Here is a 16,101-nt window from a genome sequence, read left to right on the forward strand (position 1 = left end):
TGGACACCGGAGGAGATCCTATGCGGCCGCTCCGTGCCCGGCGGGGACGACCTCCGCGTCCTTGGGCGGCGGGGGCGGGGTGCCGTCGCCGAACGGCCGGCCGCCGAGCGCCTCGCGCCCGTGCTCGGTGAGCCAGTTGCCCAGGTCCGGGCCCGCCGGCACGATCCCGGTCGGATTGATGTCGCGGTGCACCTCGTAGTAGTGCTGCTTGATGTGCACGAAGTCGATCGTGTCCCCGAAGCCCGGCGTCTGGAAGAGATCCCGCGCGTACGCCCACAGCACCGGCATCTCGGTGAGCTTCTGCCGGTTGCACTTGAAGTGGCCGTGGTAGACCGGGTCGAAGCGCACCAGCGTGGTGAACAGCCGCACGTCGGCCTCGGTGATCGTCTCCCCGGCCAGGTAACGCCGGCCGGACAGCAGCTCGGAGAGCTTGTCGAGCCGGTCGAAGAGCCGGTGGTACGCCTTCTCGTAGGCCTCCTGGGTGCCGGCGAAACCCGCGCGGTAGACGCCGTTGTTGACGTCGGCGAAGACGAACTTGTTCACCTTGTCGATCTCTTCGCGCAGGTGCTCCGGATACAGCTCGGGAGCGCCCTCGCGGTGGTACTTCTTCCACTCCAGGCTCAGGTCGACGGTGATCTGCGGGAAGTCGTTGGTGATCACCTGCCCGGTCGGCACGTCCACGATCGCGGGCACGGTGATGCCCTTGTCGTAGTCGGGGAACCGGGCCAGGAAGGCCTCCTGGAGCCGTTCGATGCCGAGCACCGGGTCACGGCCGCCGGGGTCGAGGTCGAAGGTCCAGCTGCGCTCGTCGTGGGTCGGGCCGGCGATGCCCATGGAGAGCACATCCTCGAGCCCGAGCAGCCGCCGTACGATGATCGCCCGGTTGGCCCACGGGCAGGCGCGGCTGACCACGAGCCGGTAGCGGCCGGGCTCGACGGGATAGCCGTCGCGGCCGTCGGCCGTGATCCGGGTGGCGATGTAGCGCTGGTCGCGGGAGAACTCACCGGACGGGTTGACGTAAGCCATGACGCTATCGTGCCCCGGCAGCGGGGTGCGGCAACGTCAACGCGTCAATTTCGGGGAGACGCTGGTCGCACGGCGGGGAAGCCGCTTTTCTGGCAGGGTTGACCGATGAACGCGAAGATCTCGAATTACCTCGCCCGCTGGACGGCCTGGGTCCCGATCCTCGCCACAGTCGCCCTGGTCCTGACCTGGGGCCGCGACCTGCCGCCGCCGGCCGTGATCATCAGCGGTCTGCTGCTGGCCGGCGCCGTGCTGGCCGCGGTGCACCACGCGGAGGTGGTCGCCCACAAGGTCGGCGAGCCGTTCGGTTCGCTGGTGCTGGCCGTGGCCGTGACCATCATCGAGGTCGCCCTCATCGTGACGTTGATGATCAGCGGCGGCGAGAAGGCGCAGGCGCTGGCCCGCGACACGGTCTTCGCGGCCGTGATGATCACCTGCAACGGCATCCTCGGACTGTCCCTGCTGGTCGGGGCGATCCGCCGGCGGGTGGCCGTCTTCCATTCCGAGGGCACCGGCGGCGCTCTGGCCGCGGTGGCGACGATCGCCACGCTGAGCCTGGTGCTGCCCAGCTTCACCACGAGCCGCCCGGGCCCGCAGTTCTCCCCGGCCCAGCTCGGCTTCGCCGCGGTGGCCTCGCTCGCGCTCTACCTGCTGTTCGTGCTGGTGCAGACCCACCGGCACCGCGACTACTTCCTGCCGATCACGACGGCCGGCGAGATCATCAAGGAGGAGGAGCATCTCGAACCGCCGACCCGCCGAGCGGCGCTGACCAGCGTGGGACTGCTGCTGGTCGCGCTGATCGCGGTCGTCGGCCTGGCCAAGGGTGTCTCCCCGTCGATCGAATCGGCGGTCGCCGCGGCCGGCATGCCGCAGGCGGTGGTCGGCGTGGTGATCGCGCTGCTGGTGCTGCTGCCGGAGACGATCGCCGCGGTACGGGCGGCAGCCCGTGACCGCATGCAGACCAGCCTCAATCTGGCCCTGGGATCGGCGATGGCGAGCATCGGCCTGACCATCCCGGCGATCGCCATCGCGATGATCTGGCTGGAGGGACCGTTGCTGCTCGGTCTGGGCGGCACGCAGATGGTGCTGCTGGCGCTGACCGTGGTGGTCGGCACGCTGACGGTGGTCCCGGGCCGGGCCAACGTGTTGCAGGGCGGTATCCACTTGGGACTGCTGGCGGCCTTCCTCTTCCTGGCCGCCAGCCCGTAACAAGCGGTGTGGGCGTCCCGCCGCCCCCGTGGCGGCGGGACGCACCGCTTCAGGCCGACTGGCGCAGCACCAGGGTCGGTTCGTAGATCACCGATGAGATGCGCATCGTGGGGTCCTCGATGCGGGCCATCAGCAGCCGCGCGCTTTCCGCGGCCATGTCCTCCAGCGGATGCCGCACCGTGGTCAGGGCCGGATTGGCCGCCACCGCCGCGCTGCTGTCGTCGAATCCGACCATCGCCACGTCCTCCGGCACGCGGCGGCCAGCGTCGCGCAGGGCCAGCAGGGCGCCGAGCGCCATCAGGTCGTTGGCCACGAAGACGCCGTCCAGTTGCGGGTGCTCGGCCAGCAGGGTGCGCATCGCCTGCTCGCCGCTCTCCTGGGTGAAGTTGCCCGAGGCCAGCGGCACCCAGGCGTGGCCGTGCCGGGCCATCGAGCGGCGGAAGCCGGTGATCCGGTCGTTGCTGGCCGGCACGTCCGCCGGGCCGGAGATCATCGCGACCAGCTGGCAGCCGCGGCCGACGAGGTGATCGGCGGCCAGCGACGCGCCCGTGTCGTTGGCCAGGTCCACGTAGTTGATCGGCACCGGGTCGGCCGGGCGGCCGATCATCACCGCGGGCACGCCGGCGTCGGTGAGCATGCGCGGCAGCGGGTCGTGGCCGGGCAGCGACAGCACGATCACGCCGTCGGCCTGGCCGTGCCGCAGGTCGCCGACCAGCCGGGTGCGCTGCTCCTCGGTGCCGACGATCTGCAGCGCCAGCTGGATGCCGGCCGCGCGCAGCACGCTCATCAGCCCGCCGACCACCCGGCCGAAGTACGGGTCGGCGAAGAACCGGCCCATGAACGGGTCGTCGTCGTGCGACTCCGAGTCGGACACGACCAGGGCCACCGTGCCGGTGCGCCGGGTGACCAGCGAACGGGCCAGCCGGTTGGGCACGTAGCCGGTCTGGCCGACCGCGTTCCACACCATCTCGTGCAGTTGCGGGTCCACGTTGCGGATGCCGTTGATCACCCGGGAGGCGGTCGCCCGGGAGACGCCGGCGACCCGGGCCACGTCCTCCAGCGTCGGCAACCGCTCACCGACGGGCAACCGCCGGGTGCCGGCGGTCATGAGGTGAGGCTCCGGGTCTGCATAACAGTTTTTATAGCACATGGTGGAGAGCGCTCTCCGACCTGCCCTTCCGGGCCCGCCGGAAGGCGCTCAGGTTCCGGAACCACTGGGGCATATTGACGTACGCGCAACCGCGGCGTAACACTTCGGAAAGCGCTCTCCAAGTTATGGCGGCCGATCCCCCGCACGTCCGGCCGTGGTGCCATCCGTCCTCACCCCCGTGGGAGAACTCATGAGAACAGCAAGAAGCCGGCTCAGACGGCTCGTCGCACCGCTGGGTGTCGCCGCCGTGGCGGGATCGCTGCTGGTGGCCGGAGTGCAATCGGCGCAGGCCGCCGACACCCTGCTGTCACAGGGAAGACCGGCGCTCGCGTCGTCGCTGGAGAACGGTGAGTCGCCGGCGGCGGCCGCGGTCGACGGCCGTACGGACACCCGGTGGGGCAGCCAGTGGGCGGATCCCCAGTGGCTGCGCGTCGACCTGGGCAGCACCGCCACGGTCACCCAGGTCGTGCTGCAGTGGGAGGCGGCGTACGCGAAGGCGTACCAGATCCAGACATCGCCGGACGGCAACGCCTGGACCACCATCTACAGCACCACGACGGCGGCCGGCGGCAACCAGACGCTGACGGTCAACGGCAGCGGCCGGTACGTGCGCATGTACGGCACCCAGCGCGGCACCGGCTACGGCTACTCGCTGTACGAGTTCAAGGTGTACGGCACGAGCACCAGCACACCCCCGGCCGGCGGCGGCTACGTCCTGGCCGACCCGCCCGTGACCGGGGTGACCCCCTCGACGGCGACGCCACCGGCGACCAATCCGCCCACGACCCACCACGAGTTCCAGGCGAACTGCTCGGTGAGCCGGTCCAACCTGCCGGACGACCCGATCGTCTTCCCCAACATGCCGGGCGCCTCGCACTCGCACACGTTCATGGGCAACACCACCACGAACGCGGCGACGACGCTGGCCAGCCTCAACGCCGGCGGCACCTCCTGCATCACGCCGGGTGACAAGACCGGCTACTGGATGCCGACGCTGCTCAACGGCGACACGGCCGTGCAGCCGGTGGGCCGTCAGGTCATCTACTACAAGAGCGGCGTGATCGACTACCGCAGCGTGCGCCCGTCCCCGCCGGGCCTGCGGTACGTGGTCGGCAGCCCGTCGGCGACCCTCGACGAGTTCAAGAACGCGCCGGGTGCGGTCGAGGGCTGGGAGTGCGGCGACAGCGTGCGCAACTGGGACTTCCCGGCGAACTGCCCGGCCGGCACCCAGCTGAACATCCGGTACCAGGCGCCGAGCTGCTGGGACGGCATCCACCTGGACACGCCGGACCACAAGAGCCACATGGCGTACCCGACGGTCGGCGTGTGCCCGGCCAGCCACCCGGTGGCGGTCCCGATGATCGAGTTCAAGATGGCGTTCCCGGTGAGCGGCTCCATGGCGAACGTGCGGCTGGCGAGCGGGCGGGCGTACTCGTTCCACTACGACTTCTACAACGCCTGGGACGCGCGGACCCTGAACGCCCTGGTGACCCACTGCATCAACGGTGGTCTGCAGTGCGACCCGCGCGGTTTCGACCAGTACAAGCCGGACCGGGGCGCGGCCCTGAATGAGAACTACGTCCTGCCGTAACAGTCGACCGAAATGGTCCGGGCGCCGCTGGTCGGGCACCCGGACCATTTCGTGGCTCCGGAATAACAGTTATTTCCCGCTGGATCTCGTGACCGGCAGCTGCGCCAGGAATTGCCGGCGCCCGGCGAGCACCCGGGCGGCGAGATCCTTGGTCCGCGGCTCGAGGCCGGCCTTCCCCTCGCTCTCGGCGAGCTTGACGCCCTGCTCGAGATGCGCCTCGAGGTGCTGGGCGAGCAGCTTGTCGAAGGCGGCGCCCTGGGTGGCCGCGGCCTGAGCGACCTGATCGGGGGTCACCATGCCGGGCATCGGCATGCCCTTGTGTGGATTCTCGGCGGGCAGCCGGGCCTCGTCGTGCAGGCCTCGCAGGGTGCTGAGCTCCTGCTCATGGACCGACTTGACCTCGGCGGCGAGGGCCTTGAGGCCGGGGTCCGAGGCATGCGCGGGGGCCAGGTCGAGCAGCGGCAGCAGCTCCTCGTTCATGGCGATGGTGATCTCGACCCAGGCCAGATCAGTGCCGCCGAAGAAGCCGGCGGCCGAGGAACTGGCGACCGGCGGTGCGGCGGTGGTGGACGTTCCGGAGCCACAAGCGCCGGCACCGAGCAGCAGGGCCAGGAGGCTACTGCCCGCTACAGCACGCAGCGCGATGCTCACAGAAAACTCCATTCACAAAGGAAGCATCTCAGTCTCTGCGGCGGTGCCGGACCTGTCAATAACGCCATCCCGAATACCAATACCGCACGGTTCCGGAACCAGAAGATATTGACGGGCCGCAACACCGCGGCAACAATCAACTCAGCCCGGAAAACGCTCTCCCGCAGCGACCGGTCCAGAGAATTCCCCTGCGCGCCACGGTGCCACCGAGGCTGTGGCGCGCAGGGGCCTCCACCGCGGTCAACTGATCCGGACGGGCGGCAGGTCGAAGTCGTCGTTCGGGGACCGCAGCAGGGCGACGCTCGCCCCGGCGAAGCCCACGGCCGTGACGAGCAGGCCGATGCCGGCGGCCACATGGCCGGGCATGAACGGGTGCGTGGCGCCACCCAGAGCGAGGGCGATGCCCATCCAGGCCGGGGCGACGCGGCTGCGCCACAGGGCGATGCCCAGCAGCAGCAGCCCGACGGTGATCCCCAGGATGAACAGCAGCCCGCCGATGAGCTGCAACGGGTGCTCGGACGTGGCGGTGTGGAGCTTGTCCACGGTGGCGACGTCGAGCCCGTCCCGGACGGTGAGGTACGCGGGGTTCACCGCGCCGTCAAGCAGTCCGAAGCCGGCACTGACTCCACCCACAGCGAACAGCGCGCCGATGGTGGTGAGCCGAGGCGTGCGGCGCCGGCTGACCCAGGCGACCGCGAAGGTGGCGGGCACCAGCAGCATCAGGAACGGCGCACCGAGCCACTCCAGCAGTTCCAGCCGGTCCGGGCTGGCCGCGAAGGCGGTCACGGTCTCGGTGAAACTCTCGCCGCCGTCCACCGGGCTCAGGATGTAGAACAAACCCATGAACACCATGGGCAGCGGCGCGATGACGGCGAGCAGGACGCGCCAGAAACCGCGGACATCGCGGACCTGACGGGTGGAGGCGATGGTGGGCGCCGGCGGCGCCGCATCGGTGGTGGCCATGACGAGCTCCTCGGATTCGGGCTGATGGTGGTCCGGCCAGCGTGCGACGTGTCCGGCCCCGGCCGGCAGGTTCGTCTTCCCTGTCGGGGCCGGGGGACTTTCCCGCCTGCCCTGGGGGTACGGCCCTATCGGGATGGGGGTCCGAGCTCCGATGATGGGACGGTGACCACCGAGGCAGGCACCAGCGACGACCGGCGTCGCCGAACCCTGGCCGCGGCGTTGTTCGCGACGGCGCTGGCCGAGGCCGTCGTCGCGGTCGGTGCCGGCACCGCGTCCGGGCTGGGCTGGCCCCGGCTGTCCGACGCGCTGGTCGGCTCCAACGCCGCGATCGGACTGGCCCTCGCGGTGGCCGGCCGGCTGATCGCCCACCACCGTCCGCGCAATCCGGTCGGCTGGTCCCTGCTCGTCGGCGGCGTCTGCTGGGCCTTCACCGGTACGGGCACCGCAGTGCTCGCGTGGGCGGTCAGCCACGGCTGGGCCGGGGTGCCGTGGCGACTGCTGGCCACGCTCACGAACGGCGGCTGGACCTGGGCGCTGGCCCTGTTCGTCCCGCTCGCGCTGGCCCTGCTGCCCGACGGGCGACTGCCCAGCCGGCGGTGGCGGTGGCTGCCCGCGCTGCTCGTCGGCAACGGGGTGGTGTTCACCGCGCTCGCGGTGATCGACCCGCTCGGGGGCATGCCGGCGCTCGTCGGGGCGCGGGGATACCCGGACATGGCGCTGCCCGGGCTGGAGTGGGCCGGCGCCGCCGTGCAACTCCCGATCGCGGCGGGTTACCTGGGTGCGGTGGTCGCGCTGGTACTCCGGTACCGCAGGGGCGGCGACACAGTCCGGCGCCAGTTGCTCTGGCTGGTCCTCGCGATGATCGTCATGCTCGCGGCGTTCGCTCTCGAGGCGACGCTGCGGACGGAGACGTTGCTGCTGGGCATCCTGCCGATCCTGCTGGTGCCCCTGGCGATCACCATCGCGGTGCTGCGTCACCAGTTGCTCGACATCCGCCTCGTGGTGTCCCGTTCGGTGCTGTACCTGCTGCTGACCGGCGGGGTGGTCGGTGGCTACCTGGCGTTGGTCGCGACGCTCGACGTCGTTGTACGCCGGCAGAGCGTCCCGGTCCTGGCCACCCTGGCCGTGGCGCTCGCCGTCAACCCGGTCCGGGTGTGGCTGCAGGGCCTGGTCCACCGCGCGTTCTACGGCGCCCGCCGGGACCCGGTCCAGGCGATCGCCACGGTCGGCGCGCGCCTGAGCCAGGCCGGCACCGCGGCCGACGGCGTGGCGGGCGTGCTGGAAACGCTGTGCCGGGTGATGCGGTTCCCGGCCGCGGCGATCATGGTCGACGACCACAAGCTGACCGGCCATGGCGAGTTGCCACCGGGACGGCACGCGGTCGCGCTGCGGTCCGGCGACACCGCCGTCGGTGAGCTGGTCGTAGGGCTGCGCGCCGGCGAGGGCCGGCTGGACCCCGCCGACGAACTGGTCCTGACGCTGCTGGCCGCGCCGCTGGCGGTGGCCGTCCGGGCGGGCCGGCTGGCCGACGAACTGGCTGTGTCCCGGGAACGGGTGATCAGCGGCCGGGAGGAGGAACGGCGCCGGATCCGCCGCGACCTGCACGACGGACTGGGTCCGGTGCTGACCAGCGTGGTCCTCAACGCCGACGCCGCCCGCCGGCTGCTCGGCACCGACCCGGCCCGCAGCACCACCCTGCTCGGCACAGTGTGCGACCAGACCGTCGGTGCCATCGAGGAGATCCGGCGCCTGGTGTACGACCTGCGGCCACCGGCGCTGGACGGGATGGGGCTCGTCGGTGCTCTGCACGAGTACGCGAGCGTGCTGTCCCGCGGCGGCGACAGCAGCCCGGTCTCGGTCCGCGTCGACGGACCCACCGAGCTGCCGGAACTGCCCGCCGCCGTGGAGGTCGCGGTCTACCGCATCGCCACCGAGGCGCTCACCAACGTCGTACGCCACTCGACCGCCTCGACCGCCGTCGTACGCCTGGGCGTCGAGGCCACCGCGTTGTGCCTGGAGATCTGCGACAACGGCGTCAACGCGGCCGACAGCTGGCAGCCCGGTGTCGGACTCGCCTCGATCCGCGAGCGCACGGCGGAGCTCGGCGGCGAATGCGAGATCCGCCACGACCGCACCGGCGGCCGCATCCGTGTCCGGCTGCCCCTGCCGGCGCCAGGCCGGCAGACCGATTCCACGGTCCGGGGAAGCGAGCGGGTATGACCCTGCGCATCGTCGTCGCCGACGACCACGGCATCGTGCGGGAGGGCCTGGGGGCACTGCTGTCCGCCCACGACGGGTACGACCTGGTCGGCACGGCTGCCACCGGTGCCGAAGCAGTGCGGGCAGCGGTGACGCTCGGCCCGGACGTCCTGGTGATGGACATCCAGATGCCCGGCCTCAACGGCATCGACGCCACCCGGGAAGTCACCCGGGTGGCCCCCGGCGTGGCGGTGCTGATGCTCACCATGTTCGACGACGACGAGTCGGTCTTCGCCGCCATGCGGGCCGGCGCGCGCGGATACGTCCTCAAGGGAGCCGCCCCGGACAACGTCATCCGGGCGATCGCCGCGGTGGCCGCCGGCGAGGCCATCTTCGGCCCCGGCGTCGCCCGCCGGGCGCTGGCCTACCTGTCCCGGCCGCACGCCGACCGCACCGCTTTTCCGCAGCTGACGCCGCGGGAGCGGGAGGTGCTGACGCTGATCGCGGCCGGCCTGGGCAACGCGGCCATCGCGGCGCGGCTGAGCCTCGCGCCGGCGACCGTGGGCAACCACATCACCAGCATCTTCGCCAAGCTCCAGGTCACCAGCCGGGCCGAGGCGATCATCCAGGCCCGGTCCGCCGGCCTGGGCACCACACCCCCGTTCACGGGGTGAGGATCGCCGGCAGGCGCCTCGCCCCCCGGGCCAGCCTGAGGCCCCCGGCCTCGCCGCTGCCTCGGCCAGGCCCGCGATCTCCGTTCTCACGCCGATCGCCGCGGCCACCTGCGTTGCCAGCTCCAGCAGCTCAGTCAGGCCACGCGGCCCCGAGGCCGGCAACGGCGGGATGGCTGCCGCCAGGACGTTCCACACCGCAGCCGAGGCTCCGGCGCGGTGAGCGTCGGCGAGGGCAAGCACCACCCGGTTGAGCTTCAGAGGGGGTACGACACTTCGCTCACGGGTCCAGGTCGGCCCGTTGGCGTAGTGGTCGGACGGGTAGAGCCCGTCGATCGGACGGTCACCGGCGATGAAGGCACCCCGGACGGTCACGGCCGTTTCCGGGCGTCCCGGGCGCACCAGCACGTGGTCGATCCGGCGGTCGATCAGCGTGGTCGCCTCCAGCGGCGCGTACGGCAGCAGCGAGTCCAGAGTGGTCGCCCCCGGATCACCGCCACCGGCCTCCCACGTGTCCACGGTGACGGCGCGCAGCGGGGCCAGCTCGGGCTCGTCCGGTGGCGCGTTCAGGTCACCGATCAGCAGCACCGGCAGGGGCCCGTCGAACGCCGGGTCCGTCACCAGCTCGGCGAGCGCCACCGTCTGCACGGCCCGGTCCTCGGCGTACTGCGGCTCCCACTCGCGGCACGTGACGATGACGTACAGGTGGCCCCGGGGATGATCCAGGGTGCCGATCAGCGCCGTCGGGGGCGGGCCGGGGCGCTGGGGGTGCGGCAGCTCCCGCACCTCGGTGCGCAGGATCGGCCAGCGGCTCAGCAGGCCGAGCCCGACCACCGCGCCGAGCTGTCCGGGCTCCTCGATCGGATCCGGCCCGGGCGGCAGCGACGTCGGCGCGAACGCCGCGTGCAGGCCGAGCTGTTTCGCCAGCACGTCGGCCTGCGTCGTGCCGTCGGCGGCCCAGGTCTCCACCAGTCCCACCACATCCGGCTGGTACGTCTCCAGGGTGGTTCTGATGCCGTCGGCCCGCTCGCGCCAGTTGCCGCCGAAACGCCACCACACGTTCCAGGTCATGACCCGCATGCAGAGACGGTAAGCCCGCAGGGGTTTGATGGCACGGTGAGCCGACCCGTTCTGCTGCTGGATCTCGACGGGGTGCTGAACCCCTTCGCCGCGTCCTCCTGCCCCGACGGATACCTCGAGCACGAGTTCTATCCCGGTGAGGGCCCGGAGCGCTACTGCCCGGACCACGCCGCGTGGATCACCGAGCTGGCCGCCGCCGGTGACCTGCACTGGGCGAGTGCCTGGGGCGAGGACGCCAACACCCTCTTCGGCGCGAAGCTGGGCGTCGCCGCGCTGCCGGTGGTCACCTTCCCGCCGCTGCCGTTCCCGCCGGAGGCCAAGGTGCCGGCGGTGGCGGAGCTGGTGGGTGACCGCCCGGCCGCCTGGATCGACGACAACCACACCGAGGCGGGCCGCCGCTGGGCCGCCGGGCGGACGGCACCGACGCTGCTGGTGCCGGTCGACTCGGCGGTCGGCTGGACCCGCCCCGACGTGGACCGGGTCCTGGCCTGGACGGCCGGCCTGGCGGGCTGAGCGGTCTCAGGCGTTCTGCCAGAGGCCGATCAGGTTGCCCTCGGTGTCGTGGACGTAGGCCGAGAAGCCCATGTCCCCGACCGGCTGCCGGCCGATCGCCACCTTGCCGCCCAGCTTCTCGATGCGGGCCAGGGCGTCGTCCAGGTCGTCGACGCCGATGGTGATCACCGGGCTGGTGATCGGGCCCTGCTTGGCGAGCATGCCGCCGTTGATGCCGCCGGGCTCACCCGGCCGGCCGGACTCGTCGGTCGCGGTGGTGGTGACCATCGTGTAGCCCATGCCCGGCATGCTCGCCAGCTGCCAGCCGAAGGCGTCGCGATAGAAGGTGTGGGCCCGGTCGGCGTCGTCGAACGGGACCTCGAAGTGGACGACTTTGTCCATGACTCCTCCTCAGCTCATTGCCGACGATAGACCCGGCCACCGACAGAAACACGGGTGGCGCTCCCGCCGGAGCGGGAGCGCCACAGAGCCACCGGCGGATCAGCTGCGATAGACGCCGAACTCCCACAGCGAGTAGCCGTAGTCGGTCGCGCGGGCGGTGCCGGAGACCCGGACGTAGCGGCCCGTGCCGCTGATCGCCAGGTCGTCGAAGCCGCCGTTGCCGCTGGTCGTCGTGTGGATCGTCTGCCAGGTGCTGCCGTTGTCCGACACCTGCACCGTGTAGCCCTTGGCGTACGCCGCCTCCCAGGCCAGCAGCACCCGGTTGAACGACTGCACCGAGCCCAGGTCGACCTGCAGCCACGCGGTGTCGACCCATTCGCTGGCCCAGCGCGTGCCGTAGTCACCGTCGACCGCGTACGCCGGCAGCTGCGGCCCGTTCGTGCCGGTCGGCTGGTACGTCGACGCGGTCGCCGTCCTGCCCCGGGCCAGGTTCGTGCCGGGGATCGTCGGCGGGACCACCTTGAACGAGCGCTGCTCGATGCCGACGTTGCCCTGGCCGTCGAACGCGTACACGTAGACCTTCCAGACGCCGAGCTGTTCCGGGGCGCGGGCGCTGAACGTGCCGTTGCCGTTGTCGGTGAAGACCACGTTGGTCAGGCCGGTGCCGCCGGTGATGTGCTTGTTGCTGTACATCAGGTTGTAACGGATCAGGTCGCCGTTCGGGTCGCTCGCACCGGCGGTGACGGTGAACGTACCCCCGGCCGGCACGGCGGTCTGGTTGCTCACCGACATCGAGGTGATCTCGGGTGGGGTGTTGGCCGAGGCCTGGCCGGTGTACGCCTGCTTCAGCGCGTGGTAGCCGAGCCGCCGCCAGCCGCCGGTGAAGGTGTTGAGCCAGACGCCGCCGAAGTCGTTCTCCAGCCCGTAGTGGAACTCGGTCGCGCCCAGCGCCACGCCGGGGTGGGCCTTGATGGCGTTCCAGCTGGCCGTGTAGCCGGCCCGTTTCTGCAGATCGCTCGGCTCGGTCGGCACCCCGTTGACGTCGTTGGGGACTTCCCACTCGCCGGCCGGTCCGCCCTCGGTGACGATGTACGGCTTGGTGTAGCCGCCACTGATCCAGTCCTGCTTGACGTTGCCGATGGCGCCGTACGAGTTGACGGCCAGCAGGTCCAGGTCCGGGGCGTACTGCTTGTAGTACGGCCAGGCCCCGGTGTACGCGTCCGTCGAGGTGACCGGGTGGTTCGGGTCGGCGGCGTGGATGGCCTGGGCCACCTCGTTGACGTACTTGGCGTACGCGATCCGCCGGGCCTCCACCTCGGCCGCGGACAGCCCGTGGTCCTGCATGGTCAGGATCACCTCGTTGCCGACGTCCCACAGGAGCACGCCCTGCTTGTTCTTCAGCGCGTTGACCCGGGCCACGATCTCGTTCTTGGTGGCGGTCTTGTAGGCGGTGTCGTTGACGTAGTCGGCGCCCTGGTTGAGCCAGTGCCCGACGACGACCTTGATGTTCTGCTGCGCGGCTTTGTCGAGCAGCGCGGGCGTGTTGGCGTCGTCCACGCCCCAGAGCCGGATCGTGTTGACACCCATGTTCTTCAGGTCCCGCATGTATCCGTCGGCGGCGGCCTGCGGCGGGCCGTAGGTGAGACCCTTCAGCTCGTACGGTGAGCCGTTGACGTTCAGCTGCCAGTTGCCCTGCGTACCGGTGACCTTGACCGTCGAAGGGCCGGCCGGGGTGGCCGGGTCGGTCATCGCCGCCGGCATGGTGCCGGTGGCCCGGGCCACGGTCACCGAGTCGACGCTGAGCACGCCGCCCGAGGTGGTCTCCGGGGTGGGCGTGGTGAAGCCGGCGATCGCGTTCGGCAGCGAGCCGCCGATGGCCAGGTCGAAGCGCAGGAAGAAGCCGTGGTGCACGGCCGCGTTCCACGCGGTCACGCCGACCTGCGACTCGCGGACCACCCAGGTCTGCCGGCCGTCGAGGTAGAAGCGGATCTCCTCGTCGGTCTTCGTCCGGTCGACGACCTGGGTGTACTCGTGGAAGCCGGTCTGGCAGCCGGTGCAGCTGGCGAGCCCGCTCTGCCGGCCGTTGTACTCGGCGCACGGCCCGTCGGGTGCGGTGCCGCAGTGCAGGGTCTGGGAGAGCTGGCTGCGGCCGTTGACGTCGGTCATGATGTCGGTCTCGCCGACGCCGGGCCAGTTGGTGTAGGTGCCCCGGTAGGCCGCGCCGGTGGCCCGGAAGCCGGGCCAGTAGCCGGCGGCGTTGGCCACGTCGGGCTGCTTCAGGACGGCGGTGAACTTCGTCTGCTGCCCGGCCAGCGGCTCGAAATCGGTGCGCTGGGTCTCGATGCGCCCCGAGGTCCACTTGCCGGCGCCGTCCCGGATCGCCTTGATGGTCAGCTTGCCGGCGCCGTCGAGGTACACGTTGGCGGTGGAGTTCGACGCGGTCTCGACCTCGCCGGTGCCCCAGTTCGCGGCCCCGCCGGGATACTGGGTGCCGGTGCGCAGCAGCCAGTTCGCCGCGTTCGGCGAGGTGTTGGCGGCGCCGCTGAAGTCGTCGGTCCACACGGTGGTGAAGTCACCGGGCACGGGCGGCGGCGTGGTCGGGTCGGTCGGCGGGGTCGTGCTGCCACCGGTGAAGACCTTGAACTCGTAGAGGGAGTAGCCGTAGCCGCTGGCGCGGGTGGTGCCGTACATGCGGACGTAGCGTCCGGTGCCGCTGACGGTGAGGGTCTCGGTGCCGCCGGCGCCGGTGGTGGTGCTGTGGATGTCGGTCCAGGTGGTGCCGTCGGCACTGGTCTGGATCTTGTACGCCTTCGCGTAAGCCCCCTCCCACTGCAGTACCACCTGGCAGATCGCCTGGGAGGTACCCAGGTCCACGCGCAGCCACTGGGGATCGGCGAACTCGCTCGACCAGCGGGAGCCCGCGTCCCCGTCGACGGCCTTGCCCGCGGCGACGTCCGCACCCTCCTGCGAGGAGGCGGTAGCCGGCTTGCCCTGAGCGGCGTTCGTGGTGCCACAGGCCGTGGGTGCGCCGGTGGAGCCGTAGACCTTGAACTCGTAGAGGGAGTAGCCGTAGCCGCTGGCGCGGGTGGTGCCGTACATGCGGACGTAGCGGCCGGTGCCGTTCACCGCGAGGGTCTCGGTGCCGCCGGCGCCGGTGGTGGTGCTGTGGATGTCGGTCCAGGTGGTGCCGTCGGCACTGGTCTGGATCTTGTACGCCTTCGCGTACGCCCCCTCCCACTGCAGGACGACCTGGCTGATCGTGGCGGTGGTGCCGAGGTCCACCCGCAACCATTGGGGATCGCTGAACTGGCTCGACCAGCGCGTACCGGCGTTGCCGTCCACCGCGAGGGCCGCGGCGACGTCCGCGCCCTCCTGCGACGACGCGGTCGCGGGTTTGCCCTGCGACAGCAGGGAATCGGCGGCGTGCGCGGTGAACTGCACGACGCCCACGTAGGCGGCGACGACGGCGAGCACGGTGACGGGGATCAACCGGCGCCAGCGTCGAGGTCGGGGCGCGTGCCGGGACAGCGCCTGGGGGATGCCGGATGCACGGGAACTCCTGACGATCGGGGACGGAGTCACGGGGGGAGTGATCAATGGAGAGCGCTCTCCATACCGCCGCAGTGTTGCGCCCAGTTTTCCGATGTGTCAAGCATTCCGTGCCCTGCAACCGACAAACCGGCTCTTTCGGTACGGCGTAACGGCTCCTACGGAAAGCGCTCTCCGTAGCTACGGTGACCCGATGGACGAACGCGGAGTCGCGGAACTGATCGCGCGGGCGGGCTACGGACCGCAGGAGGCGGTGACAGCGGCGCTCGGCCGTCCGGGTCAGGAACCGACGGTTGTCACACGTACCGTGGATGGACCGGGTGCGGAATCGATGATCTACATTGCCTCGCTGGCCAAGCAGATGACAGCGGCGTGTCGGGCTGCCCGACGACACCCGGTGGCCAGGCTCCGGCGACCGTGCCTCCGCCGGCATGCTGACCGCGCTGGCGTCCGCACCCGCACCCGCGGCCGAGCCGGGAAGCCGGCTCGCCTACTCGAACGCCGGCTACATCCTGCTCGCCGCGATCGTTGAACAGGCCACCCAGCAGCCCTTGCCCGACTTCGCCCGCGACCATCTCTTCGCGCCGCTGGGGATGTCGCGCACGCTGTACTGGCCCGGTCCCTCGGCTCAGCCCCCGGGCGCCGTCCCCGTCGAGCCACCGCATCCGGCCCCGCTGTCACTCGGCGACGGGGGCGTGTGGAGCACGCCCGCCGACCTGCTGCGCTGGGGCGACGCCCTCAACGAGGACCGGCTGCACATCTCGGGCCTGCTGGAGACGCCGGGATCTCTCGACGACGGCACGCCGCTGGACTACGCCTGGGGTATCGGCGTGCGCGTCCACCGCGGCCGGCGCGTCTACCGGCACGGCGGCGGCTGGCAGCAGTTGCGACTGCTCCACGCCAGGTCACCCGACGCCGGTCTGACCCTGCTGACGGTCGCCCTACGCGATCCGGCCGACCGCCACATCCGTCTCACCGACGACCTGCTCGACCGGTTGCTCGGCTGACGCTGCCTCCGTACGGCATCCGGTCAGGCGAGGCGGGAGATCAGCAACGCACCGGGAGAATTCTTGCGGGGTGTGTCGAGAACGCGGCCCGGTCTCCGACTCACCGGTGGAAGT

General features: G+C 71.1%; 12 protein-coding genes and 1 pseudogene. 6 read left to right on the plus strand and 7 right to left on the minus strand.

Annotated features, from left to right (window positions below; all coding sequences use genetic code 11):
• Positions 1-18: 18 nt before the first annotated feature.
• Complete coding sequence (locus ACWEOZ_RS01860; protein ID WP_451908874.1) at positions 19-1,026, minus strand: glutathione S-transferase family protein; 1,008 nt, start codon at positions 1,024-1,026, stop codon at positions 19-21.
• A gap of 105 nt (positions 1,027-1,131) precedes the next feature.
• Here ACWEOZ_RS01860 and ACWEOZ_RS01865 point away from each other — a divergent pair, with 105 nt between their 5' ends.
• A complete protein-coding gene (locus ACWEOZ_RS01865) occupies positions 1,132-2,232 on the plus strand; it encodes a calcium:proton antiporter (RefSeq protein WP_451908875.1) in 1,101 nt (366 codons plus the stop codon).
• Between the two features lie 49 nt (positions 2,233-2,281).
• Here ACWEOZ_RS01865 and ACWEOZ_RS01870 read toward each other — a convergent pair whose 3' ends face one another.
• The gene (locus tag ACWEOZ_RS01870) at positions 2,282-3,340 is read right to left on the minus strand and encodes a LacI family DNA-binding transcriptional regulator (protein ID WP_451908876.1); all 1,059 of its coding nucleotides are present in this window, start codon (positions 3,338-3,340) and stop codon (positions 2,282-2,284) included.
• A 232-nt stretch (positions 3,341-3,572) separates the two neighbouring features.
• Between ACWEOZ_RS01870 and ACWEOZ_RS01875 the strand changes: the two genes are divergently transcribed.
• Positions 3,573-4,973 carry a DUF1996 domain-containing protein gene (locus ACWEOZ_RS01875; protein WP_451908877.1) on the plus strand — a complete coding sequence of 467 codons (1,401 nt, stop codon included), beginning with the start codon at positions 3,573-3,575 and terminating at the stop codon, positions 4,971-4,973.
• A gap of 69 nt (positions 4,974-5,042) precedes the next feature.
• Here ACWEOZ_RS01875 and ACWEOZ_RS01880 read toward each other — a convergent pair whose 3' ends face one another.
• Positions 5,043-5,624 carry a DUF305 domain-containing protein gene (locus ACWEOZ_RS01880; protein ID WP_451908878.1) on the minus strand — a complete coding sequence of 194 codons (582 nt, stop codon included), beginning with the start codon at positions 5,622-5,624 and terminating at the stop codon, positions 5,043-5,045.
• A gap of 240 nt (positions 5,625-5,864) precedes the next feature.
• Positions 5,865-6,587, minus strand: a complete 723-nt coding sequence (locus ACWEOZ_RS01885) for a hypothetical protein (RefSeq protein WP_451908879.1) — start codon at positions 6,585-6,587, stop codon at positions 5,865-5,867.
• Between the two features lie 162 nt (positions 6,588-6,749).
• Between ACWEOZ_RS01885 and ACWEOZ_RS01890 the strand changes: the two genes are divergently transcribed.
• Both ACWEOZ_RS01890 and ACWEOZ_RS01895 read left to right on the plus strand, forming a co-directional pair.
• Positions 6,750-8,807 carry a sensor histidine kinase gene (locus ACWEOZ_RS01890; RefSeq protein ID WP_451908880.1) on the plus strand — a complete coding sequence of 686 codons (2,058 nt, stop codon included), beginning with the start codon at positions 6,750-6,752 and terminating at the stop codon, positions 8,805-8,807.
• Positions 8,804-9,460: a response regulator gene (locus ACWEOZ_RS01895; protein WP_451908881.1), complete on the plus strand. Its 657-nt coding sequence runs from the start codon at positions 8,804-8,806 to the stop codon at positions 9,458-9,460. The genes ACWEOZ_RS01890 and ACWEOZ_RS01895 overlap by 4 nt, the downstream gene beginning before the upstream one ends.
• Positions 9,461-9,826: 366 nt before the next feature.
• Here the strand turns inward: ACWEOZ_RS01895 and ACWEOZ_RS01900 are convergent.
• Positions 9,827-10,537, minus strand: a pseudogene (locus ACWEOZ_RS01900) (endonuclease/exonuclease/phosphatase family protein); the annotation flags it as partial.
• 36 nt (positions 10,538-10,573) lie between these two features.
• Between ACWEOZ_RS01900 and ACWEOZ_RS01905 the strand changes: the two are divergent.
• Positions 10,574-11,050, plus strand: coding sequence for a hypothetical protein (locus tag ACWEOZ_RS01905; RefSeq protein WP_451908882.1), 477 nt, complete (start codon positions 10,574-10,576; stop codon positions 11,048-11,050).
• A gap of 6 nt (positions 11,051-11,056) precedes the next feature.
• On the opposite strand, the gene ACWEOZ_RS01910 is transcribed toward ACWEOZ_RS01905, so the two are convergent.
• The gene (locus ACWEOZ_RS01910; RefSeq protein ID WP_451908883.1) at positions 11,057-11,431 is read right to left on the minus strand and encodes a VOC family protein; all 375 of its coding nucleotides are present in this window, start codon (positions 11,429-11,431) and stop codon (positions 11,057-11,059) included.
• Positions 11,432-11,530: 99 nt separating this feature from the next.
• On the minus strand, positions 11,531-14,920 hold the full coding sequence (locus tag ACWEOZ_RS01915; protein ID WP_451908884.1) for a galactose-binding domain-containing protein: 3,390 nt from the start codon (positions 14,918-14,920) through the stop codon (positions 11,531-11,533).
• Between the two features lie 440 nt (positions 14,921-15,360).
• Between ACWEOZ_RS01915 and ACWEOZ_RS01920 the strand changes: the two genes are divergently transcribed.
• Positions 15,361-15,987 (plus strand): serine hydrolase domain-containing protein, encoded by a 627-nt coding sequence (locus ACWEOZ_RS01920; RefSeq protein WP_451908930.1) that lies wholly within the window; start codon positions 15,361-15,363, stop codon positions 15,985-15,987.
• Positions 15,988-16,101: the final 114 nt, after the last annotated feature.

This window comes from Actinoplanes sp. NPDC004185 (assembly GCF_053603475.1).

What these genes read in the sequence shown, in the direction of transcription:
- ACWEOZ_RS01910 (WP_451908883.1), bottom strand. Translation starts at nt 11,431, where the DNA reads ATGGACAAAGTCGTCCACTTCGAGGTCCCGTTCGACGACGCCGACCGG.
- ACWEOZ_RS01875 (WP_451908877.1), top strand. Translation starts at nt 3,573, where the DNA reads ATGAGAACAGCAAGAAGCCGGCTCAGACGGCTCGTCGCACCGCTGGGT.
- ACWEOZ_RS01860 (WP_451908874.1), bottom strand. Translation starts at nt 1,026, where the DNA reads ATGGCTTACGTCAACCCGTCCGGTGAGTTCTCCCGCGACCAGCGCTAC.
- ACWEOZ_RS01895 (WP_451908881.1), top strand. Translation starts at nt 8,804, where the DNA reads ATGACCCTGCGCATCGTCGTCGCCGACGACCACGGCATCGTGCGGGAG.
- ACWEOZ_RS01885 (WP_451908879.1), bottom strand. Translation starts at nt 6,587, where the DNA reads ATGGCCACCACCGATGCGGCGCCGCCGGCGCCCACCATCGCCTCCACC.
- ACWEOZ_RS01865 (WP_451908875.1), top strand. Translation starts at nt 1,132, where the DNA reads ATGAACGCGAAGATCTCGAATTACCTCGCCCGCTGGACGGCCTGGGTC.
- ACWEOZ_RS01870 (WP_451908876.1), bottom strand. Translation starts at nt 3,340, where the DNA reads ATGACCGCCGGCACCCGGCGGTTGCCCGTCGGTGAGCGGTTGCCGACG.